We start from the raw sequence: 21,753 nt of genomic DNA on the forward strand, positions 1-21,753 counted from the left end.
GGCGGGGCATGACACATAATCCTTCGCCCCTTCCCGTTTTGCGTCTGCGTCCCAAGGCCGATGCGCGTGCCATCCGCTTTGGTCATCCTTGGGCTTGGGCCGATGATCTGGTGCTCGATCGCCGCAGCCGCGCGATTGCGGCAGGCAGTCTTGCCATTCTAGAGGATGCCGAGCGCAATCCGCTGGCCCTTGGCATCGCGACACCTGAGGCGAAGATTGCTTTTCGGGTTTTGGAGCGCCACGTGGATGTCGTGATAGATTCTGCGTGGCTGCAGGCAAAGATCCAAGCAGCCCATGACCTGCGCCACAAGATCTATCCCGCCCCCTATTACCGCCTGATCCATGCTGAGGGGGATGGGTTGCCAGGTCTAATCGTTGATCGCTTTGGCGACTGTTTGGTGATTCAACCCAATGCGGTTTGGCTAGAAGATCGGATTGAGGAGATCGCCACCACTTTGCGCCATGTGACGGGCGCTGAAACGCTGATCAAGAACGGCACGTCCCGCGCGCGCGCCGCGGAAAACCTCCCCGAGGAGATGGCGCAGCTTTCTGGCGCGCCGATTTCCGGGCCATTGCCCGTGGTCATGAACGGGGCCACCTATATGGCCGATGTGATGGGGGGGCAAAAGACTGGTCTCTTTTACGACCAACGCCCCAACCATGCCTTTGCTGCGCAATTGGCCAAGGATGCACGCGTTTTGGATGTATTCTCGCATGTTGGCGGGTTTGCCTTGGCAAGTCTGGCTGCGGGTGCGCGCTCGGCCCTGTCGGTTGATGCCTCGCAAGCGGCGCTTGATTTGGCAACCCAAGGGGCTAAGGCCATGGGGGCCGAGGAGCGATTTTCCACCCGCCAAGGGGATGCTTTTGACGTTCTTGATGCCTTGGCAGGCGAGGCTGCGCAGTTTGATCTTGTTGTGGCCGATCCACCCGCATTTGCGCCGTCCAAGCCCGCTTTGGAAAAAGGCCTGCGCGCCTATGAACGTGTTGCACGTTTGTCAGCCCCCTTGGTGGCTGAGGGGTGTGTGCTCATCCTATGCTCTTGTTCGCACGCGGCGGATCTTGAAAAATTCCGCGCCGCGTGTTTGCGCGGCATCGGGCGCGCGGGGCGTGAGGCGCGATTGATCTATACGGGCTTCGCCGGGCCTGATCATCCGCAACATCCAAGTTTGACTGCAACAGGCTATCTTAAGGCTTTGGCCTTCCGCCTGATGCCATGAGGCTTTGTCTTGATGCCTGTGTGCTATACCCCACGGTTCTGCGCGACTGTTTGATCGGGCTTGCGCAGGCAGGGCAGATGACGCCGCTTTGGTCCGATCGCATTCTCGAGGAATGGGCCCGTGCCGCAGAGCGTAATCTTGGGCCTGAGGGGGGTATGATTGCACGCGGCGAAATTGCGCTGCTGCGCGCCAATTTCCCCGCTGCCGTCATCGAGGCGGATTCTGAGATAGAAGCGCGGCTTTACCTGCCTGATCGTGCTGATATTCATGTGTTGGCCACCGCTATCACGGGAAAGGCCGAAGCCATTTTGACCTTCAACCTACGAGATTTTCCGTGGGCTGAATTGGCGGGCCATGATATCGTGGCCCTCCATCCTGACAGCTACCTGTGCGATATCTGGGCGCAGGAACCTGACTTGGTGGCCAAAATTTGCGCAGGCGTTCTGGAGCGCATGAATGACTTGCGCGAGGCGCCATCTGATCTGCGCAAAATGCTAAAGCGCGCGCGCCTGCCAAAATTGGCGAAACGCCTTGCAGATTAGCGGATTTGCCCGCGCCATTTATCTTCTAGGGTTTCGATGGCTTTGATCCGATCAGCCGTGCTTGGATGGCTCATCAGCCACGCCGCCCCCCCGCGCAATCCTCCGCCAGACAGGGCTTCGAGTTTCCGAAAGAGCGATTTTTGCGGCTCTGTCCCGATGCCGCTGGCCGTCAATAATGAGGCGGCATAGGCATCTGCCTCGTATTCATCGGCACGGCTTAGGCGCGCGGCCAAAAGAGAGGTCAGGATATTGGCCACCCAAATCCCCACCGCCGCAACTGGGATCAACCGCCTCAAAAGGCTGCTGAGGGCCACACGGATTGCATTTTGACCCGAAAAATCAATCATCCGCCGCTTGGTGTGACCCAGTGAGACATGGCCCAATTCATGCGCGATCACCGAGGCCAGCTCTTCGGCGGTGACCTCCCCCGCGCGATATTTTTGATAAAAACCACGGGTAATGAAAATGCGCCCATCTGGTGCCGCAAGCCCATTGATGGCCTCGACTTCGTAGAGATGGACGGGAATATCCTCAAGGTCGAGCACCTTGGCCATCCGCTTAGAGATTTCACGCAGTCGCGGATCGGCCAAACGGGTTGAGCGTTCGTCAAGCTCTCGCTTCAGTCGCCAGCTTGAGAACTGGTAACTGAGCAGCGCATAGCCAATGGCCAAAAGGATCGGGGTCAGCTTCAACATAAGGCTGATATGGCGCGGCACTGCGCCTCGGACAAGGGGTGCTTATGCAAGGGTTGCCTAAACGGGGGCAGGCACGACCAACATCACAAAATAGCCCAAAGTGAACCCGATCAGCCCGCAGACCGAGCCATAATGCAACAGGTCTAGCTTATTGCCCTTTTTGCGAAAGGCCATAAAGAGGCCGAGGGCAATGCCGCCCAAAAGGCCAAGAAGTGCGGGCAAGGGGATCATGCGAAGCTGTCCTTTTCTCGTCTTAATTGCGCGCGGCTTGGGTTGCGTTTGGAGCGAGATTTGCGATTTCGCCCAAACGAATTTGCATCAGGCTGCGATCCGCAAACTCATAGCGGCCCCATGCGTAGGCTTCAAGCCGTGATCTCTGCGCCTCAGACCCGCGCCCCAATCCTTCGAGTGCTGTTGCGCGCAGCATTGAAAGGCTTGCCAAGAGATGGGCATTTTCACTGCGCCGCGCAATCGGAAGGGCGGTTGTGCTTTGCAAAAGCGCGGCGGTCATATCCCCGCGCGCGAGGGCCAAGGCCCCGATTTGCATCGCGATACGGGCGCGCTGCACATCGGTGTTGGGCAGGCGTTGATATATATCTTGCGCCGATGCAAAGGCCGCTGCGGCACGATCAGGGTCGCGGCCCAAGGCAATCCGACCCAAGGCATAATAGCTAAATCCCAAACGCGCATCGCGCATGTTTGAGCGTTGCGCAATGTTGAGCGCCGCTTGCGCGTGTTCAAGGCGCTGTCCTTCGGGCATATTCGGGCCAAGCGCGCGACCAATGGCATTTGACCATGCCCGATTGTCGCGGTTGGCCAGATTGATGCTAGACACAACACCGCCTGTCGGGTTGATCCGCCCCAAAATCGCGGGCAGGCGCGCTGCGACATCGGCCTGACCCATGCCGCTTTGCAGGGACGGGTCATTGAAGATCCGCAGAAACATCATATCGGTCGTGGTGAGCACCGCATTAAAATTGTCATCGTTAAAGACACTGTCGGTCAGGTCATATAGGTCATTCAATGGCCCCAAAGCCTGCCCCAATTCTTCGTGGAGGCAATCACGCATTTCTTGCAGGCTGGCATCGGCGGGCAGGAAAATAGCCGCGCGGTTTCGGTTGGTGAGGCTCGCCCAATCGGAGGTGACGCGCCCTCTTTGGCGGATGAATTCTTGCCATGTGCTGGCATTGGGCGCGACAAAACAGGCCGCTTGAGGCACGGCAGCCGCAATGCGTTCAGCGGGCAGGCCCTCGATTGTGATTTTTGCGGGGCTGTTCGTGCGATAGGCGGTTGCGCTGATCGCAATCCCCGCTTCGGTGCGCAGACGGGTCAGCAGGCGCGACAGCTCCCCCTCCGATGCAGGTGGGGCGGACGGGGCAAGGGCCACAGTAATCGGCCCTTCAAAACGGCTGATTCGTGGGATTTGCCGCCCCGATTCCAAAACAAAACTGAGGGCCATGAAATCTTCAGCTAAGGATTGGTTGCTGCGCGAGAAACGGATTGGGTTTGGCGCACCAAAATTTGGCAGATCAGATGAGGATGTGTCCAATGCGGGCGCAAGACGCGCCGCCGCATCATCGCGCGGCATATCGGCCATGCAGGCCCACAGCGTGAGCAGCGCCAAAAAGCCAAAAGCGCGATTTAATTTATTTCGCATATTTCACAAAGCCCGTATCCGTTGCCACGCGATCATAAAGCCGACGCGCTGTCGCATTGTGGCTTTGTGTCAGCCAATACACCGAAGGCCGCCCTGCCGCTGCGGCATCGGCGCAGACATGGTCAATCAAAGCGGCCCCGATACCCTGCCCGCGTGCATCAGGCGCGACAAACAGATCTTGCAGATATGTTACGGGTTCGGCCTTCCACCCGTGAGCGTGAGAGATGACATGAACCAAACCAATCGCGCGCCCATTCTGCCATGCCAACCATGCCATCATATCGCCATGCGCAGGGGTGCTGTAGCGGGTAAAGCTGAGATCAATCACCGCCTCGGCGAGGGTGGTTTCGTAGAATGCGAGATAGGCCTTCCACAGCCCCTCCCACGCGCTCCGATCCTCTGGGCGCAAGGGCAAAATATCGATTGAGCTGGGCATATGTTACTCCGACTACCAATTGCTGTTGCGGATGTATCCACAGATTCTGTCGCGAATTTGGCGAAAACTGGTGTTGTTCTGGGTGATAATCCCTGAGGCATTATAGCCGCGACAAATTGCGCGGGCCAAGCCGAATTGGGGCCATTCGTCAGTCCAAAGCGATTTGAGGCGCAGTTAGAAACGGGTTTCATAATAGGGCCTAGGGGCGCGCCGATCCGTTCAGGTGATTTTGAGCGGAAAAACCGTCTTTAGGTGGGTGACATTGCCCACGCCATCCTGTAAGCGAAGCCCGAGGTGGTAAAATGACGTCTGATGCAAAATCAAAAATCGGGTCAGCCGCCGCTGAGGGGAACGAGATGAAAGCTGAGACCTTTCTTCCAGAAGACTATCGTCCCGCCGAGGACGAGCCGTTTATGAATGAGCGACAGTTAGAGTATTTCCGCAGGAAACTGCTCAACTGGAAAGCTGATCTGCTTGATGAAAGCCGCACAACTGTCACCGCGCTGCAAGATGGCACGCGCAGCATCCCTGATGTTGCGGATCGTGCGAGTGAGGAAACAGACCGCGCGCTTGAATTGCGCACCCGCGATCGTCAGCGCAAGCTGATCACCAAGATTGATGCTGCTTTGCGCCGTATCGATGAGGGCGAATATGGTTATTGCGAGGTCACAGGCGACCCGATCAGCCTTAAACGTCTGGATGCGCGCCCGATTGCGACCATGACGCTTGAAGCACAAGAGCGCCATGAGCGCCGCGAAAAAGTCCATCGGGACGATTGATTGCGCGCAGCGAGTTTATAAGATTAAAAAAGGCATCTTTTCGGATGCCTTTTTTCTTTGACGGGTGCGAGGCTGAGCATGCTTATCGGGCGCAATATTTTGGTGATTGGGGCGGGTATTGGTGGCTTGGCTGCGGCCTGCTGCCTTGCGCAACGGGGCGCTTCGGTGCGCGTGCTAGAACAGGCTGAGGAAATCCGTGCCTTTGGGGCAGGGCTTCAACTTAGCCCCAATGGGATGGCCACGTTAGCAGGCCTTGGGCTGGCCGAAGAGATCAGCGCGATATCCCCCCGCGCCAATGCCGTATATCTGCGCGATTTTCGCAAAGGGGCGGCGGTGGCGCGCGTGCCCTTATCCCGTCAAACACGCCCATATCACTATGTCCATCGGGCGGATTTGATCGAGATTTTGGCCAATCGTGCCCGTGATCTTGGGGTTGAGATTGCCCTTGGCGCGGCTGTGACAGGGGTCGAGGGGCGTGATGTGATCTTGGCCGATGGTCAGCGCCAAAGCGCGGATGTGATTATCGGGGCAGATGGATTGCATTCCCGCATCCGCACCCATCTTGAGCCGCGCGGGCATCCGTTTTTCACGGGCCAAGTTGCGTGGCGCGCCGTGATTGAGGCGCAACAGGGCGATGCGTTGCGCGATGTGCAGGTGTTTATGGGGCCTGCCCGCCATATGGTGATCTATCCGCTTCGAGGCGGGGCATTGATCAATATCGTGGCGGTTGAGGAACATGACCAGTGGGTTAAGGACTCGTGGTCGGAGCGGGGCGATCCTGCACAGCTGACGGGCCGATTTGGTGATTTTTGCCCCGAGGCGCGTGCCTATTTAGGCCGCGTGACGGAATGCTATCAATGGGGGTTGTTTCGGCATCCGGTCGCGCGCAACTGGCAAAATGGCCAGTTGGTGCTTTTGGGGGATGCAGCGCATCCAACGCTTCCCTTCCTCGCGCAAGGGGCCAATATGGCGTTGGAGGATGCTTGGATCTTGGCAGCGCGCCTTTCGGATACACATGATCTATCAAGGGCCTTGGCTGAATATGAGGCGCTGCGCCGCCCCCGCACCGCGCGGATTGTTCAGGCGGCCTCGGACAATGCAGACCATTATCATATGCGGCCAAGCCTGTTTCGGGTGGCCGCGCATACAGGGTTACGCATGGTAACGCGCTACACGCCGCATCTGCTGGCGCAACGCTTTGAGTGGATTTACGGATTTGATCCGACTAAGTCGTAAAGCTATAGGGGCGTAGGCTGTTAAACGCATGCTTTAGCGCATCTCCCCAAACCATTGAAATTACGTTGAAATACGGATCATTTTTTTGATCCGTGTCATTGTTCCATGCTTCAAGCTGTCTGCAGTATAAACATGAAGATCAAGCGGCAGGTTGACCGAAAGATTGGCCTTAAAGGTCGAGTCAAAACTCACCATCAAAAGCTTGACCGCATCCTCAAAACTCATTTCGAGGTCAAAGGCACGCACCAAAATGGGGCGGCCATATTGCATCGCGCTAATCTGAAAGAGTGGCGTGTCATCGCTGGCCTCTACGAAATTGCCCTCACGATAAATTTGGAGCAGGCGCGTGGAGGTGCCTTTGATCTGGCCACCCAATATCATGGTTGCTGAAAACGTCGCCTCAACGATCACTGTTCCAGTCTACCCATTCAATGAAATCAAAAATGAACGTGAGCAGTCGTCGTTATCTAGAAGTGTCAATTAATTCCGCAGCAATCGCATCAACAATGGGGCGTGCCTCATCGGGAGTCATGCCAATCTCCAGGCGCGGATCATAAAGCACGCGCAACAGCAATTCGTCATGAGCGGTCAAAAGGGCGAATTCTTCATCATCATTAAAAATCGAGGGGCGCGCCGTGGGGCTGTCATTGGGCAATCCCAACCCTTGGGCGATTTCCTCATGAATGCAGGATGTGCGCATCAAATCCGGATGCTCGGTGCGGATTACGGCAATAGCGCTTCGATATTCTGGCCGCGCATTTGAACGCGCAAATGCATAGACAGAGCAGAACGTATGGCGCGGCAGGTTCTCAATTTCGCGGATGATTGAGGTATCAATACTAGGCTCGATACTGCGCAGATAGGGGCTGATTTCTGCCTGCTCATCGCGGCTGATGAACAGCACATGGAAATTTCCACCCGACCCAACTAAATCAATCGAATGCCCCGCGGCGCGGCTGAGTTGTCGGGCGTAATCGGTCAGAATTTGGCGATCCCTTGCCATTTTTTGCGGGTCGGTTGCTGGCCCAAAATGTGCTTCGATACGGACAGGATCAATCCATCGTCTCAGCCGCGAGGGGGTTTGACGGGCGACAAAGCGACCGTTTTCCATTGCATATTCATCATATAGCGCAATGGCTTCGAAATTGCGCGCCAAAGCACGGCGCGAGACAGGGGCATCCGAGGGGGTGGTGGATTGGCGCAATAAACCCTCACGCAGAAGCCGTGCCTCGGTTTGGGCATAATATTGCGCGTAAAGTGCGCTTTCGGCAGAGGGGGTGGTTACAGGTATGCTGCTTGATACTCCGTTCTGGTCCGTGGCGGCTGGCCCCATGGCCTGACAGCCCACCAAAATGCCAAGCGCCGCTCCCATCCATAGACCGCGCCAAAACTTGCGTCCTAAAAACATCGCGTTTTTCATAAAATGCATAATGACGCCTTACATATCAGCGCTTAGGAAGCGTTGCATATGGATTTTGTCTTTGCCAGCGGCCAACGTGTTGCGCAATTTCGCGTCCATCTTGAAGGTGTCTTCATCAGTTGCAGAGCGGAGCATCCGTCCTGTGTCTGCACTTGCAAGATTATCTTTGATGTTTGCAACCAATTTCTTATTAGCGCGTTTCACCGTCTCAATTAAATAACGCCACGCTCGACTTCTTTGCGGAAAATACTGTTCGACGATCACGACATGCGCCAATTCGGCAACCCCGAGTGGCCAAATATCAACCACGGTTGGGTCGATTTTGAGGACTTAGGATCGATCATTTTTTCACCCTTGCATTGGATTTCACCGTTGCAACCCAATGTGGTAATGAATATATAAAAATTTATACATATATTTTTCTTTAATCAGCTTTGCGGTGGTTTGGCTGGTAAAGATTTGGAATGTATCTGTCATGGTTGCAATCTCACAGCGTGGCGACGGGTATTGTATTGCAGCCCCTTGACCCTAATTATGGCAAGGCGTAATGCCCTGTACCGTGGCGATTTGTTTACCGGATTGCGGGCCACAAAAAAAATGCCGCTAAAGAGGTCGAGGCCTGCTTGCCGCATGATGCCCGACCGTTCAGATGGAAGGGATATAAAGTGTCAGACGCAGCTGCCAAGCAATCCGTAGGATTGAAACTCTTGCCCGATACCGTTTCGGCGCAGACACGCGCGGTGCATTCAGGCACCCGCCGTAGCCAATACGGCGAAGTGTCTGAGGCAATCTTTATGACCCAAGGTTTTGTCTATGACAGCGCCGAGGCAGCCGAGGCCCGCTTTATCGAAGCGGGGCGTGAGGAATTTATCTATGCCCGCTACGGCAACCCGACTGTCGCAATGTTCGAGGATCGGATCGCGGCGATTGAAGGCACAGAAGATGCTTTTGCAACCGCCTCTGGAATGGCGGCGGTGAATGGCGCGCTGATGTCCATGTTGCGCGCGGGTGATCATGTGGTGTCTGCGCGCGCCTTGTTCGGGTCTTGTCTCTACATTCTTGAGGAGATTTTGACCCGTTACGGGGTTGAGGTCACGTTTGTGGATGGCGATGACCTTACCCAATGGGAGGCCGCAATCATCAAGGGCAAAACCCGCGCTGTATTCTTTGAAAGTGTTTCGAATCCCACGTTGCAGGTTGTCGATATCGCCGCCGTTGCGCGTCTGGCCCATGATGCAGGCGCTTTGGTGGTGGTCGATAATGTGTTTGCCTCTCCCTTGTTTCAAGACAACCGCAAACTGGGCGTTGATGTCGTGATCTATTCCACGACCAAGCATATTGACGGGCAGGGGCGGTGTTTGGGCGGGGTGATTTGTGGCACCCGTGAGTTCATTCGTAAGACCGTGGAACCCTATCTGAAACATACAGGCGCGGCGATGTCGCCCTTTAACGCATGGGTCATGCTCAAGGGTTTGGAAACGCTCCACCTGCGGGTTAACGCCCAAGCCGACACTGCTCTTGCCATTGCGCAAGGGCTAGAGGGGGAGGCGGGTGTGGCGCGGGTGCTCTATCCGCATCTCGACAGCCACCCGCAAGCCATGCTTGCCCGCACGCAAATGCAAAAAGGCGGCACAGTGATCGCGATTGAACTGGAGGGCGGGCGTGATGCGGCGTTTCGGTTCCTCAACGCGTTAGAGATCATTACAATCTCAAATAATTTGGGCGATGCAAAATCCATTATCACCCATCCTGCAACAACGACCCACCAGCGTTTGCCTGAGGATCAAAAGCAAAATCTGGGCATTACATCTGGTCTTGTGCGCCTTTCGGTGGGGCTTGAGGACGTTAACGACCTGTTAATGGATTTAAAACACGCGCTCGGTGCTGCGCGTGCTGCAAATTAACCATTATTTTTGGGATTTTGTCGGAAACTCAAGGAATTAGTCGATATTTATCGGGCCAATATTGATCCGTTCGGCGTTCACAATCGTAAACTATTCACAAAACAAGTTTGGATTCCGCGCACCAACACCCATATAATGGTAAGGTCGCGTGACCGAAGGGGTGATGAGATGAACGTCCATATTGGTGCAGTTGCGAGTGAACCGACCCAAGACGAGGCCCGTGCGGCCTTGGCGCTTTTGAAGCAGTGGGCGGAAAGCGCAAGCATGGCGGAGCGTGCCGCCCTTGATCCTGCTGTCTCCAAACTTTTGACCCCCTCCCAAGATTACTCCGAATTTTCGCGCAGCTATCCGCAGGATTTTAAAGTGGACGCAGCCTATAAGGCGGGTCTTCCTGATCTTCAAAATGGCCCTGCCTCGCTGATTAAAGGGGCCAAGCGCCAAATCCAACATGTGGGGATTTCCAATTTCCGCCTGCCTATTCGCTATCACACCCGCGACAATGGCGATGTGATGCTGGAAACTTCGGTGACGGGCACCGTCAGCCTAGAGGCGGGCAAAAAGGGCATCAATATGAGCCGCATCATCCGCAGCTTCTATGCCCATGCCGAAAAGACGTTCAGCTTTGAGGTGATCGAAGCCGCGCTTGATGATTACAAATCTGACCTCGAAAGTTTTGATGCGCGTATCCAAATGCGCCTTTCCTTCCCAATGAAGGTCCAGAGCCTGCGGTCTGGCCTGTCGGGGTACCAATATTATGACATTGCGCTGGAACTGGTCGAGCGCGATGGGGTGCGCCAGAAATTGGTGCATCTGGATTACGTTTATTCTTCGACCTGCCCCTGCTCGCTTGAATTGAGCGAACATGCGCGCGCCACGCGTGGGCAATTGGCCACCCCGCATTCGCAGCGATCTGTTGCGCGGATTTCTGTCGAGATTGCCCCTGACGCAGGGTGTATGTGGTTTGAAGACCTGATTGAGATGGCGCGCCGCGCTGTGCCAACAGAAACGCAGGTCATGGTGAAACGCGAGGATGAACAAGCTTTCGCAGAATTAAACGCTGCAAACCCGATCTTTGTGGAAGATGCGGCCCGCCTTTTCGCGGGCGAGTTGCAAGCCGATCCACGGGTGGGCGATTTCCGCGTTTTGGCAAGCCACCAAGAAAGCCTGCACAGCCATGATGCGGTCAGCCTCTTGACCGAAGGCGCCACGTTTGAGCAGGCCAGCCTTGACCCCCGCCTGTTCCAAAGCCTGTTCCATATCGGCTAAGGGCCAAGACCCCATACGAAAAAAGCCCCAAGACGCGGGTCACGGATGTGACGCTGTCTTGAGGCTTTGCTCGGTCTGACGAAGCAGTCCGGTCGTATACTAACGAACACAGTAAACTGCGGGCGTGGTGTTTGCAAATGAAATGAAGCCCCAGATCAAGGCTTTGGAGGGGTTTTAGGCCCTTCCATGCTTGACACTGCCTAAGTCAGAGGCCAACGCTCTGCCTCATGTTTGATATACGCCCCGTTGGATATGTCATTGGCCTGATCGTTACCTTTCTTGGGGTGTCGATGCTTGTGCCTATGGGGGTGGATCTTGCCTTGGCCAATGGCGAATGGGGTGTCTTTGCCGAGTCTGCCGCAATCTCGGTGTTTATCGGCCTTGCTTTGGTGTTTTCTTGCGCCAATGGGGTGCAGCAGGGCCTGAGCCTACAACAGACCTTTCTTCTGACAACCGCAATTTGGGCGATTTTGCCGATCTTTGCGGCGCTTCCCTTTGTGTTCGGCGCAACAGATGCACGGATTGTTGATGCAGTGTTTGAGGCGATGTCAGGGCTGACGACAACAGGCTCAACAGTTTTCACAGGCTTGGAATATTTGCCCCACGGGCTGAACCTTTGGCGGGCGATGATCCAATGGTTTGGCGGGGTAGGTATCATCGTTGTCGCGATGGTGTTTTTGCCCGAATTGCGGGTGGGGGGGATGCAAATCTTCCGCTCCGAGGCATTTGAAACAATGGGAAAAATCTTGCCCCGAGCAACTGAAATTGCGGCGCGTATTTCGGTGATCTATGTGGCGCTCACCTTCCTGTGCTTTCTGGCTTATTGGGCCTTAGGCATGACCTTTTACAACGCGATCTTCCACGCCTTTACCACGCTGTCCACGGGTGGGTTTTCGAACGCGGATGCCTCTTTTGGGGTTTATCAAGGCCCGCTTGAATATGTCGCGGCGGTGTTCATGATTTTGGCAAGCCTGCCCTTTGTGCGCTTTGTGCAGCTTTTGGCGGGCACGGCAGAACCGCTTTATCGTGACAGCCAAGTGCGCGCTTATCTTGGGGTCATCACGGCCCTTGTGCTGATCATGACAGTGTATCGGATTATCGCAAATGGCGACCATCTCGAGCATGGGATCCGCGAAGGGCTGTTCAACGTTACCTCCATCATATCTGGCACAGGCTATTCTTCGGTGGATTACCAGCTCTGGGGGCCTTTGCCCGTGGTGGTGTTCTTCTTTGTCGGCTTGATCGGGGGATGTGCGGGTTCGACCTCCTGTTCCATCAAAATATTCCGCTATCAGATCTTGCTCGAATCCATCTCCACCCAAGTGCGCCGCTTATCGGCCCCCCATGGTGTGTTCGAACCTCGCTTTGAGGGGCGGCCTGTTTCGGCAGATGTCCTCTCCTCCGTCATGGGGTTCTTTGTGCTGTTCTTCGTGCTGTTGGGGATTTTCGCGGTGGCTTTGGGACTGACGGGGCTAGATTTCGTCACCTCGGTATCAGGGGCTGCCACCGCCTTGGCAAATATCGGGCCAGGATTGGGGGATATGATTGGCCCTTCTGGCAATTTCGCGCCGCTCAATGATGCGGCGAAGTGGATTTTGACGCTGGGCATGTTGCTTGGCCGCCTTGAATTGTTGGCAGTTTTGGTGCTGTTCATGCCTGCCTTTTGGCGCGTATAGCCGCCCCTGCCGCAACGGCCGAGGCCCATGCCCATTGAAAATTATATCCGCCCAACCAACCCGTGACATCCACCGCTTCGCCAATGAAATAGAGGTTGGGGATATGCGTGGATTGCATGGTTTTGGAACTTAAGCCATCGGTCGCGACACCGCCCAAGGTCACTTCGGCGGTGCGATACCCTTCGGTGGCTGTGGGCCGCAGTCGCCAATCCTGCAATGCCTCGACAATCTCGCGCAGGCGTGCATCGCTGCAATCGGCGATATTGCCCGCAAGGCTTTGGGTTTGCCCAAAATCCGCAACAAAGGCTTTGGGCAGATAATCGGACAGCACCCCTTGCAGGCTGCGTTTGCCCGATTGACCCCGCGCTTCGCGCAGGACAGCGAAAAAATTGGTTTCGGGGTCGATATGCAGCGTGATCTCTTGCCCTTCGCGCCAATAGGATGAAATTTGCAAAATGGCTGGGCCAGACAGGCCGCGATGGGTGAAAAGCATGGCTTCGTCAAATTCTGCATCGGCCGCCTTGGCGCGCACAGGCAGGGACAGCCCAGCCAGCGCCGCGAACCGCGCGCGTTGCCCCTCGTCAAACGTAAAGGGCACAAGGGCAGGGCGGGTGTCGGTGACGCGGTGACCGAAGGTTTCTGCAATCTGATAGGCCAAGCCTGTAGCGCCCATTTTTGGGATGGATTTTCCGCCCGTGGCCACGATGAGATAATCGGCATATATCTCGCGCGCTTGGCCCTGTCTTTCGACTAATACGCAAAATTTATCCCCGCTCTGCCGCACGGAAGAAATGCTTGTTTCTAGCCAAAGTTCGGCACCAACCGCCGCCATCTCGGCCCGCAGCATGGCGATGATCTCTTTGGCAGAGGTGTCGCAGAAAAGCTGCCCCAAGGTTTTCTCATGCCATGAAATGCGGTGGCGATTGACCAAATCTAGAAAATCATAGGGGCCGTATCGCGACAGGGCAGATTTGGCGAAATGCGGATTTTCGGACAAAAACGCCGAAGGGTCGCAGTAAATATTGGTAAAGTTACATCGCCCGCCGCCTGAGATGCGGATTTTCTCACCCGCGGCTTTTGCGTGATCTATCACCAAAACGCCCGCGCCCGAATGGGCCGCGGCCATCAGTCCTGCTGCCCCCGCGCCAAGGATTAGGGTGCTGACATGATGCTGCGGCAGCTGTGCCATTTAATCTACGAAATTACGGCTGATCTTGATTTGATCCCAAGCCCAGACCACCTCTTGGAGGCGTTCCTCATCCGAGCGGTCACCGCCATTCATATCGGGATGCAGAACCTTGATCAGCGCCTTGTAGCATTTGCGAATTTCGGTCTTGTTCATCGTGTCGCGTGCTTCCAAGATCTCAAGTGCACGCCGTTCTGTGGGCGGCAGTTTGCGCCCCGATTGTGCCCCACCTGCCTGCCCTGGATTACGGGTGGCATTGCCGCCCAAAACCTGATGCGGATCATCCACGCCTAGCCGTGCCCATGCTTTTTCTTCAACCGATTTTTTGAAGGGTTTGGTCGGCCTGTCCCAGACGCGATCGCGGTCGAGCTGCGCTTCCATCTCGGCTTCGGTCGTGCCCTCAAAGAAATTCCATTTGAGATTATATTCGCGCACATGTTCGCGACAGAACCAGAAGAAATCCTCAAGATTGTCGGGGGATTTGGGCGCACGATACTGCCCCGCCTCTTCGCAGGCGGGATGCTCGCATTTGCGCTGCGAGGTTTCAAATGCCCCAGACATGCCACGCCGGCCCGTCTTGCGTTTTTTCTTGTCGGTCGAAACGCGAAGGTCAAAATTAAATGGATCTTTGTAGGTCATGGGCCTGTCCTTCTCGACTCGGAACGGGCAGTCTAAGCTATTGGTGGCGAAGGTGAAGGGCTAGGGTTAAGATTTTCATGACAAGAACCGAAAAAATTCGTGACGCATTAGAAAAAGCATTCAATCCCAAAGTGTTGGATGTTCACGATGAAAGTGAGGCCCATCGTGGCCATAGCGGCTATCAAGAGGGGGGCGAAAGTCATTTTCGCGTGGTGATCCGCGCCGATGGATTGGCGGGGTTGTCGCGCATTGCGCGCCATCGTGCCGTGCATGATGCCATCGGCAAGCCTTTGATGGGCGAAATTCACGCTTTGGCCATTGATGCAGACGGGCCTGAGCGGCTCGCCTGAGAAAGGTTACAGCCCCAGTTTCTGGCTGACCAACTGGTTCACAGCGGCAGGGTTTGCCTTGCCGCCTGTGGCCTTCATCACCTGACCCACGAACCATCCCGCAAGTTTCGGGTTCTGCTTGGCCTTTTCCACTTGGGCGGGATTGGCGGCAATGATCTCGTCTACCGCTGCTTCAATCGCGCCTGTATCCGTGACCTGTTTCATGCCGCGCGCTTCGACAATCTGCGCGGGGTCGCCGCCCTCGGTATAGACGATTTCGAACAGGTCTTTGGCGATTTTGCCCGAAATATCCCCCGCCTTAATCAGCGCGATAATGCCTGCAAGCTGTGCAGGTGAGACAGGGCTGTCACTGATCTCGCGCTCGTCTTTCTTTAGGCGGCCAAAGAGTTCGTTGATGACCCAATTCGCGGCCAGTTTCCCGTCTTTGGCGGTGGCAGCGACCTCTTCGAAAAACGCGCTGGCGGTGACATCCGCGGTCAAAACGCTGGCATCATAATCTGAAAGGCCAAAATCGCCGATAAAGCGCGCCTTTTTGGCATCGGGCAATTCGGGCAGGTTCGCGCGAACGTCGTCCACCCATGCCTGCTCAATCTCAAGCGGCAAGAGGTCGGGGTCTGGGAAGTAGCGATAATCATGCGCCTCTTCTTTCGACCGCATCGAACGCGTTTCGCCCTTATCAGGATCATAGAGCCGTGTTTCCTGATCCACAGTGCCGCCATTTTCGATAATGGCGATTTGGCGGCGTGCCTCATATTCGATGGCCTGTTGAATGAACCGCAGCGAATTCATGTTCTTGATCTCGCAGCGCGTGCCAAGATGGCTAAAATCACCTGTTTCACGGAATTTTTCATAGGCGCCCGGTGCGCAGACAGACACGTTTACATCCGCACGCAGATTGCCGTTTTGCATATTCCCGTCACAAGTGCCCAGATAGAGCATGATTTGGCGCAATTTAGAGACATAGGCCGCTGCCTCCTCTGGGCCGCGAATATCGGGGCGCGAGACGATCTCCATCAACGCCACACCTGTGCGGTTGAGATCCACGAAAGACAGGGCGGGATCCATATCATGGATGGATTTGCCTGCGTCTTGCTCCAAGTGGATACGTTCAATCCGCACAATCCGTGCCGTGCCATCGCCAAGCTCGACCAAAACCTCGCCTTCGCCCACGATGGGGTGATACAATTGGCTGATCTGATAGCCTTGCGGAAGGTCAGGGTAAAAATAGTTTTTGCGATCAAAGGCCGAGAACAAATTGATCTCTGCCTTCAGGCCCAACCCTGTGCGCACCGCTTGGGCCACGCAGGCCTCGTTGATCACAGGCAGCATTCCTGGCATGCCAGCATCCACAAAGGCCACGTTAGAATTGGGTTCTGCCCCAAATTTCGTTGAGGCCCCTGAAAAGAGTTTGGCACGGGTTGCGACCTGCGCGTGCACTTCCATCCCGATCACAAGTTCCCAATCGGATTTGGCACCCGCGATCACTTTGGGTTTTGGGGCTTCATAGCTGAGGTCAAGCATGGCGCATCTCTCCAACAGGCGGTTTCCCGCCGTTTACTAGGCCAGCGCGTAGGGCGCGGCAAGGGCAGGACTTGCATTTTGAGGCAAAATAAGGGCAAAGGGCGAGCATCTATTGGCCACCTGAGGGAATTGCATGTTTTCATTCAAAAGGAATGAACGCGATCTGGCGCATCATGCGCGGAAATTCGGCAAATGTGCTGCAACCTTTTTGGGCGCGGCGGTTTTGATGGGATGTGTCGGCGCGCAGGCTGATTTGCCCGCCGCACGTTGGGATGAAACCCCACAGGCCCAAGATTGGACAAAGGCAAGCCTCTCGATGTTGGAGGAGGACGCGGCCGTTTTGGTTGAGACAACCCCTGCGGATATTGAGGCATGGTGTCCCGCCTATGATGAGGCGAACCCAGAACAGCGTGCTGCGTTTTGGAACGGGCTTTTGTCCAGTTTGGCCTATCGTGAAAGCACCTTCCGCGAAGATGCGATTTCGTCCAATGGCAAGTGGCATGGTCTTTTGCAAATCTCGCCCGCAACTGCGCGCGGCTATGGCTGTGCTGCTGGCACAAGCGAGGCTTTGCGCGAGGGCGAGGCGAATTTGCGCTGCGCTCTGCGCATTTGGTCATCAACTGTCGTGCGCGATGGGGTCATTGCCGCAGATCAAGGCGGGGTTGCGGCTGATTGGGGGCCGTTGCAACGCGAAGCCTTGCGCAATGATATTCGCGGTTGGGTGTCGGAGCAGGATTACTGCCAGTCATGACGGCGCGCTTGTCGGGTTTGGATCAGGCGCGCGGTGTCGCGCTTGTGGCCATGGCAAGCTATCATTTCATCTTTGATCTTGATTTATTCGGGCTTGTGCCTTCGGGCACAGCCCTGTCCCCCTATATGCGCGGCTATGCTATCGCGATTGCGGGCAGCTTTCTGTTCCTGTCGGGCCTCAGCATGGTCTTGGCCCATGGGGTGGGGCGGCGGTGGCCCGCCTTTTGGCGGCGATGGGGAATTTTGGTCGCTGCTGCGGCGGCGGTCAGCGTTACGACCTATTTTGCCATTGGGGCGCAATTTGTCTTTTGGGGTATTTTGCACATGATGGCGGCTGCAAGCCTAGTGGGGATTGTCCTTTTGGGGCGTGTGCCTGCTTGGGGCTTGGCCGTGCTTGGTGTCTTGACCCTTGCCGCAGGGGTTTGGCTGCGCCTGCCTGCGCTTGAGCACCCGATATTTTGGATCACAGGCGCACAGGCGGCGCGGCCTGTGACAGTGGATTATTTGCCAATCTTGCCATGGATCGGCCCCTATCTTTTGGGCATGGCTTGGGCGCAATTTGCCCGTGATCTGGGCAGGCCGATCATACCCCAAAAGATATGCGGTGGTGCGCTTGGGGTGGGTTTGGCCCTTTTGGGGCGCAATTCCCTTGCGTTTTATTTAATCCACCAACCCGTGCTCCTGGCATTGGTCGGTGGATATGTTTGGCTGCTGGATTATGCGCCTTGATAACCCGCACGCATTCTTGCCACCATCTCGCTCATGTCGCGGCTGAGGTTCGGGGTGTCAGAAATACGCTTTAGCGCCTCTTGGATCAGGGCCTGACGATCAACATCATAGCGCGCCCATGTCTCAAAGGCGGTGGACATCCGTGCCGCGGTTTGCGGGTTTTTGCCGTCCATGCGGATTAGCCAATCCGCGAGGAACTGATAGCCCGCGCCTGAGGGCGCATGAAAGCCCGCCGGGTTGGCTGAGGTCAGACCTGCAATCACCGCGCGGAAGCGATTGGGGTTTTTCCAATCAAAATCTGCGTGCTCGGCCAGGCGATGTGCAACTTGCGCGGCCTCATCAGGGGCGGCATGGGCGATTTGCAGCATGAACCATTTATCCATCACGATGCGGTTTTCATGCCATTGGTCGTAGAAGGCAATGCTTGCCTGCTGTGCAACACCACTCCCGTGATCCAACAGCGCACCGAAAGCGGCCAATTGATCGGTCATATTGGTGGCCGTCTCGAATTGCGTCTGCGCGAGCTCTGGGCCATGCACAAGGGTCAAGGCGCGCAGGGCCACGTTGCGCAAACTGCGCCGGCCTGCAGAGGCCGCATCAGGGCTATAGCCGTCTTTATCGGTCAGTGTTTCGAACAGCCGCGCGTAAATCGGCGCAAGTGCAGCTGCGATGGCCTGTTCCAAAGCGCGGCGCTTCTCGTGGATGCTGCTTGGATCAGGCACCACGCCTGCTTCGGCCAAATCATTGGCCAGCGCATCTTCGCTTGGCAGGCTTGCGCATAGCGCCCGAAACTCGGGGTCGAGCGTGTCATCCTGCACCACCGCAGCGAGGGCTGAGATATAGTCAGGGTTCGGGGCTGTCCCATTGGTGATCATTGCGCACAGAACCTCACGTGACAGGCTGCGGCCCGCTTCCCATCGGTTGAACGGGTCTGTGTCATGGGCAAAGAGGGTTGCGCGCGCAGCAAAATCTTGCTCGATTTCTAAAATCACTGGGGCCGAGAATTCGCGCAAGACCGACAGCACAGGGGCCTCAGGCAGATCGTCAAACACCAATTCCATCTCAGGATCCGCCATTTCGACAATCTGCGTGGGCCGCAATTCGCGCCCGTCCTGACCCAATAGGCCAAGCGCCACAGGGAACAACAATGGCTCTTTCAGCGGTTGGTTGGGGGTAGGGTCGGTGCGCTGTGCCAATTTCAGCACCAAGCGCCCATCTTGATAGGTGGAGGTGACCGTCAAACGCGGCGTGCCTGCCTGTTCATACCACCGTTTGAATTGCGACAGATCGCGCAAGGTGGTGTCCTCGAACACCTGCAACCAATCCTCGATGGTGCAGGCCTGCCCATCATGGCGGTCGAAATAGAGATCAAGCGCCGCGCGATAGGCCCCTTCGCCCACCAAAAGCCGCAGCATTCGGATCAACTCCGCCCCTTTTTCGTAAACAGTGGCCGTGTAGAAATTGTTGATCTCGACAAAACTTGCAGGGCGTACAGGATGCGCCAATGGGCCTGCATCCTCACGGAATTGGCGCGCACGCAGATTCAGCACATCACCAATTCGCTGCACAGGCGCGGATCGGGCATCTGCGCTGAACTGTTGATCGCGAAAGACGGTTAAGCCCTCTTTGAGGCAGAGTTGAAACCAATCGCGGCAGGTGATGCGATTGCCTGTCCAATTGTGGAAATATTCATGGGCGATGATCCGCTCGATAAAGGCATAATCTTGATCCGTTGCGGTTTCAGGGCTGGCCAAAACATATTTGGAGTTGAAGATGTTCAGCCCCTTATTCTCCATCGCGCCCATGTTGAAATCATCGACCGCCACGATGTTAAACAGATCAAGGTCATATTCGCGGCCATACACCTGTTCATCCCAGATCATTGACCGCTTGAGCGCGTCCATCGCATAGGCGCAATACCCCTCATCACCGGGGCGGACATAGATATTGAGATCAACCTCGCGTCCCGAGGCCGTGGTGAACTGATCGTTATAGGCGCGCAAATCGCCTGCCACCAGAGCAAAGAGATAAGCAGGTTTGGGCCAAGGGTCATGCCATTCTGCATAGCCTGCGCCTGTCTCGCCCCGATTGCCATTGGACAGTAGGATCGGTGCATCCCCCTCAATGCGCACATCAAAGGGCGCCATGACATCGGGGCGGTCGGGGTAATAGGTTATTTTGCGAAACCCTTCCGCCTCGCATTGGGTGCAATACATGCCCTTGGACATATAAAGCCCCTCAAGGGCTGTGTTATCCTGTGGTGCGATTTCGACTTCGGCCTCCCAAACAAAGCCGCCCTCTGGCAGGCGTGCGGCAGGCACAGTCAGGGCAGTCTCACTGAGGCGATAGTCGGCCTCACCTAACGCTGTTCCATCTATCTTTGCCCAAATCAGTCGCAGATCCTCGCCATCAAGCACAAGCGCCCCTTCGCCCAAACCTTGCGCCTCGGGGTTGGGACGAAAGGTGATCCGTGAAATGACCCGCGTGGCCTTTGGTGCAAGGCGAAAAGTGAGATGCACCTGGTCAATCAAATACTCGGTAGGGGTGTAGTCACTGAGCCAAATGGTGCGGGGCGTGGCAGTGGTGGATGTTGCATCAAGGGGCAGGGCGGACACGGGGCAGGCCTCATTATATCGGGGAAGGGTTGGCCTTAGGCTATGCGCGGCGGTGACAGGCTGCAACCAGATAGGTGGGTTAGAGCCAGTAAAACCGCGATATATCTGTGCGATTGTCAAAGAACGCCACCGCTTCCGGCCGAAATCCATAGCCGTGGCGCGCCACCGCTTGGGATAATTCCGCGAGGATCACATGGGTGATAAAGGGGATGTCCAAGCGTTGCGCCTCTGCCAGATCAAGCCATGTCAGATGAGACAACTCGCCATCGCCTTTGGTGAAATCCTGCGCAACGCCCCTCAGATCATCAGCAAGCGCCAAAAAAAAGCGCGCGTCAAAGCGGCGTGGGCGGCCTGTGGGGGTGACGGCACGAAAAAAGAAATCAACCCTTCGCGGGTCGTGTGGGCCAAGGCTGAGCCCTGTTTCTTCGTGCAACTCGCGAAAGGCTGCGTTGATCAAGGCCTCGGGTGAACAGGCGCTGTCATGGCCGAGGCGCGCTGCAAGCGCATCAGGGATTGCGTGGGCAAGCGGGGTGTCGTAATCCACCGCATCCACCGCCCCGCCGGGGAATACAAATTTTTGCGGCATGAACGCGGCAGATGCCCCGCGTTGGCCCATTAAGACCTGCGCGCCTTTTGCGCTGTCGCGCAATAAGATGATGCTTGCGGCATCCCGAATGGGAGGATCAGAAACCATGCATCCGCTTGGCCCATTGGATGCCCACAATCAGCCCCTTAAAGCGGGGCAAGAGGAACAGTGCCACCACAAAGGCCCCAAGCGAAAAGCCGCCTGCCATAACCCATGGGCTTGGTTGATAGGCCGTATAAACCCAGAGCATTAACGTGCCCAAGATTTTCGCTGTAACGAGGATCGTTAAATAGGCAGGCCCATCATCCGCGCGGGCGTGGCTCAGATCTTCGCCACAGCTGCCACAGGTTTTTACAAGGTTCAGATAGCCGCTAAACAGTGCGCCCCCACCACAGCACGGGCAGCGGCCGCGCATGGCTTTGGCAATCGCGGGCCATGTTGGGCGTTCCTGCGGGACATTATCGAAAATACCATCCGCCAAGGCAGTGATTGGATCTATTTCAGCCGCTTCGGTGCTGGGGTTTGCCATGGCGGGCATCCTTTTCTTAT

23 protein-coding genes and 1 riboswitch are annotated in these 21,753 nt (G+C 56.1%); of the genes, 10 read left to right on the forward strand and 13 right to left on the reverse strand.

The window, feature by feature from the left end:
* The first annotated feature begins 8 nt into the window (after positions 1 to 8).
* Positions 9 to 1,217, forward strand: coding sequence for an RSP_2647 family RNA methyltransferase (locus AAC636_RS05175; RefSeq protein WP_340300628.1), 1,209 nt, complete (start codon positions 9 to 11; stop codon positions 1,215 to 1,217).
* Positions 1,214 to 1,759 (forward strand): RSP_2648 family PIN domain-containing protein, encoded by a 546-nt coding sequence (locus AAC636_RS05180; protein WP_340300629.1) that lies wholly within the window; start codon positions 1,214 to 1,216, stop codon positions 1,757 to 1,759. The genes AAC636_RS05175 and AAC636_RS05180 overlap by 4 nt, the downstream gene beginning before the upstream one ends.
* Here the strand turns inward: AAC636_RS05180 and AAC636_RS05185 are convergent.
* From AAC636_RS05185 to AAC636_RS05200, 4 genes are read right to left on the reverse strand one after another with little or no spacing between them, the layout of a single operon-like run.
* Positions 1,756 to 2,454: a M48 family metallopeptidase gene (locus AAC636_RS05185; RefSeq protein WP_340301092.1), complete on the reverse strand. Its 699-nt coding sequence runs from the start codon at positions 2,452 to 2,454 to the stop codon at positions 1,756 to 1,758. The two genes, AAC636_RS05180 and AAC636_RS05185, sit on opposite strands and share 4 nt — an antisense overlap.
* Before the next feature lie 57 nt (positions 2,455 to 2,511).
* Positions 2,512 to 2,685, reverse strand: coding sequence for a hypothetical protein (locus tag AAC636_RS05190; protein WP_340300630.1), 174 nt, complete (start codon positions 2,683 to 2,685; stop codon positions 2,512 to 2,514).
* A gap of 22 nt (positions 2,686 to 2,707) precedes the next feature.
* On the reverse strand, positions 2,708 to 4,111 hold the full coding sequence (locus AAC636_RS05195; RefSeq protein WP_340300631.1) for a DUF2927 domain-containing protein: 1,404 nt from the start codon (positions 4,109 to 4,111) through the stop codon (positions 2,708 to 2,710).
* A complete protein-coding gene (locus AAC636_RS05200) occupies positions 4,101 to 4,547 on the reverse strand; it encodes a GNAT family N-acetyltransferase (RefSeq protein WP_340300632.1) in 447 nt (148 codons plus the stop codon). The genes AAC636_RS05195 and AAC636_RS05200 overlap by 11 nt, the downstream gene beginning before the upstream one ends.
* A 356-nt stretch (positions 4,548 to 4,903) precedes the next feature.
* On the opposite strand from AAC636_RS05200, the gene dksA reads away from it, so the two are divergent.
* The gene (dksA, locus tag AAC636_RS05205; protein ID WP_340261486.1) at positions 4,904 to 5,326 is read left to right on the forward strand and encodes an RNA polymerase-binding protein DksA; all 423 of its coding nucleotides are present in this window, start codon (positions 4,904 to 4,906) and stop codon (positions 5,324 to 5,326) included.
* Positions 5,327 to 5,404: 78 nt separating this feature from the next.
* On the forward strand, positions 5,405 to 6,562 hold the full coding sequence (locus AAC636_RS05210; protein ID WP_340300633.1) for an FAD-dependent monooxygenase: 1,158 nt from the start codon (positions 5,405 to 5,407) through the stop codon (positions 6,560 to 6,562).
* Positions 6,563 to 6,622: 60 nt separating this feature from the next.
* Here the strand turns inward: AAC636_RS05210 and AAC636_RS05215 are convergent, their stop codons facing one another.
* From AAC636_RS05215 to AAC636_RS05225, 3 genes are read right to left on the reverse strand one after another with little or no spacing between them, the layout of a single operon-like run.
* A complete protein-coding gene (locus AAC636_RS05215; RefSeq protein ID WP_340300634.1) occupies positions 6,623 to 6,973 on the reverse strand; it encodes a hypothetical protein in 351 nt (116 codons plus the stop codon).
* Positions 6,974 to 7,025: 52 nt separating this feature from the next.
* Positions 7,026 to 7,991 carry a DUF2927 domain-containing protein gene (locus tag AAC636_RS05220; protein ID WP_340300635.1) on the reverse strand — a complete coding sequence of 322 codons (966 nt, stop codon included), beginning with the start codon at positions 7,989 to 7,991 and terminating at the stop codon, positions 7,026 to 7,028.
* 9 nt (positions 7,992 to 8,000) lie between these two features.
* Entirely contained in the window at positions 8,001 to 8,291 is a 291-nt protein-coding gene (locus AAC636_RS05225; RefSeq protein WP_340261113.1) for a hypothetical protein, read from the reverse strand.
* A 240-nt stretch (positions 8,292 to 8,531) separates the two neighbouring features.
* A riboswitch (SAM riboswitch) is annotated at positions 8,532 to 8,610 on the forward strand.
* 79 nt (positions 8,611 to 8,689) lie between these two features.
* Here AAC636_RS05225 and metZ point away from each other — a divergent pair.
* From metZ to AAC636_RS05240, 3 genes are all read left to right on the forward strand, one after another.
* Complete coding sequence (metZ, locus tag AAC636_RS05230) at positions 8,690 to 9,886, forward strand: O-succinylhomoserine sulfhydrylase (RefSeq protein ID WP_340301093.1); 1,197 nt, start codon at positions 8,690 to 8,692, stop codon at positions 9,884 to 9,886.
* A 168-nt stretch (positions 9,887 to 10,054) separates the two neighbouring features.
* Entirely contained in the window at positions 10,055 to 11,152 is a 1,098-nt protein-coding gene (folE2, locus tag AAC636_RS05235) for a GTP cyclohydrolase FolE2 (protein ID WP_340300636.1), read from the forward strand.
* Positions 11,153 to 11,379: 227 nt separating this feature from the next.
* A complete protein-coding gene (locus AAC636_RS05240) occupies positions 11,380 to 12,828 on the forward strand; it encodes a TrkH family potassium uptake protein (RefSeq protein WP_340300637.1) in 1,449 nt (482 codons plus the stop codon).
* Here AAC636_RS05240 and AAC636_RS05245 read toward each other — a convergent pair.
* The gene (locus AAC636_RS05245) at positions 12,803 to 14,017 is read right to left on the reverse strand and encodes a BaiN/RdsA family NAD(P)/FAD-dependent oxidoreductase (protein WP_340300638.1); all 1,215 of its coding nucleotides are present in this window, start codon (positions 14,015 to 14,017) and stop codon (positions 12,803 to 12,805) included. The genes AAC636_RS05240 and AAC636_RS05245 overlap by 26 nt on opposite strands.
* Positions 14,018 to 14,653 (reverse strand): DnaJ domain-containing protein, encoded by a 636-nt coding sequence (locus tag AAC636_RS05250; protein ID WP_340261108.1) that lies wholly within the window; start codon positions 14,651 to 14,653, stop codon positions 14,018 to 14,020.
* A 77-nt stretch (positions 14,654 to 14,730) separates the two neighbouring features.
* On the opposite strand from AAC636_RS05250, the gene AAC636_RS05255 reads away from it, so the two are divergent.
* Positions 14,731 to 15,003, forward strand: a complete 273-nt coding sequence (locus AAC636_RS05255; protein ID WP_340300639.1) for a BolA family protein — start codon at positions 14,731 to 14,733, stop codon at positions 15,001 to 15,003.
* 6 nt (positions 15,004 to 15,009) lie between these two features.
* Here the strand turns inward: AAC636_RS05255 and gatB are convergent, their stop codons facing one another.
* A complete protein-coding gene (gene gatB, locus AAC636_RS05260) occupies positions 15,010 to 16,524 on the reverse strand; it encodes an Asp-tRNA(Asn)/Glu-tRNA(Gln) amidotransferase subunit GatB (RefSeq protein WP_340300640.1) in 1,515 nt (504 codons plus the stop codon).
* A 133-nt stretch (positions 16,525 to 16,657) separates the two neighbouring features.
* Between gatB and AAC636_RS05265 the strand changes: the two genes are divergently transcribed.
* Together AAC636_RS05265 and AAC636_RS05270 are read left to right on the forward strand one after the other, a co-directional pair.
* Positions 16,658 to 17,275: a transglycosylase SLT domain-containing protein gene (locus AAC636_RS05265; RefSeq protein WP_340243018.1), complete on the forward strand. Its 618-nt coding sequence runs from the start codon at positions 16,658 to 16,660 to the stop codon at positions 17,273 to 17,275.
* The gene (locus AAC636_RS05270; protein WP_340300641.1) at positions 17,272 to 18,003 is read left to right on the forward strand and encodes a heparan-alpha-glucosaminide N-acetyltransferase; all 732 of its coding nucleotides are present in this window, start codon (positions 17,272 to 17,274) and stop codon (positions 18,001 to 18,003) included. The genes AAC636_RS05265 and AAC636_RS05270 overlap by 4 nt, the downstream gene beginning before the upstream one ends.
* Here AAC636_RS05270 and pepN read toward each other — a convergent pair.
* The 3 genes from pepN to AAC636_RS05285 all read right to left on the reverse strand — a co-directional run bounded on the left by pepN (position 17,991) and on the right by AAC636_RS05285 (position 21,733).
* Positions 17,991 to 20,618 (reverse strand): aminopeptidase N, encoded by a 2,628-nt coding sequence (gene pepN, locus AAC636_RS05275; protein ID WP_340301094.1) that lies wholly within the window; start codon positions 20,616 to 20,618, stop codon positions 17,991 to 17,993. The two genes, AAC636_RS05270 and pepN, sit on opposite strands and share 13 nt — an antisense overlap.
* Before the next feature lie 79 nt (positions 20,619 to 20,697).
* The gene (locus AAC636_RS05280; RefSeq protein WP_340300642.1) at positions 20,698 to 21,312 is read right to left on the reverse strand and encodes an NUDIX hydrolase; all 615 of its coding nucleotides are present in this window, start codon (positions 21,310 to 21,312) and stop codon (positions 20,698 to 20,700) included.
* Entirely contained in the window at positions 21,302 to 21,733 is a 432-nt protein-coding gene (locus AAC636_RS05285) for a DUF983 domain-containing protein (protein WP_340300643.1), read from the reverse strand. Before AAC636_RS05285 ends, AAC636_RS05280 begins: the two co-directional genes overlap by 11 nt.
* Between the last annotated feature and the right edge of the window lie 20 nt (positions 21,734 to 21,753).

Origin of the sequence: Roseobacter sp. HKCCD5988 (assembly GCF_037830355.1) — a bacterium.
Classification (GTDB): Bacteria; Pseudomonadota; Alphaproteobacteria; order Rhodobacterales; family Rhodobacteraceae; genus M30B80.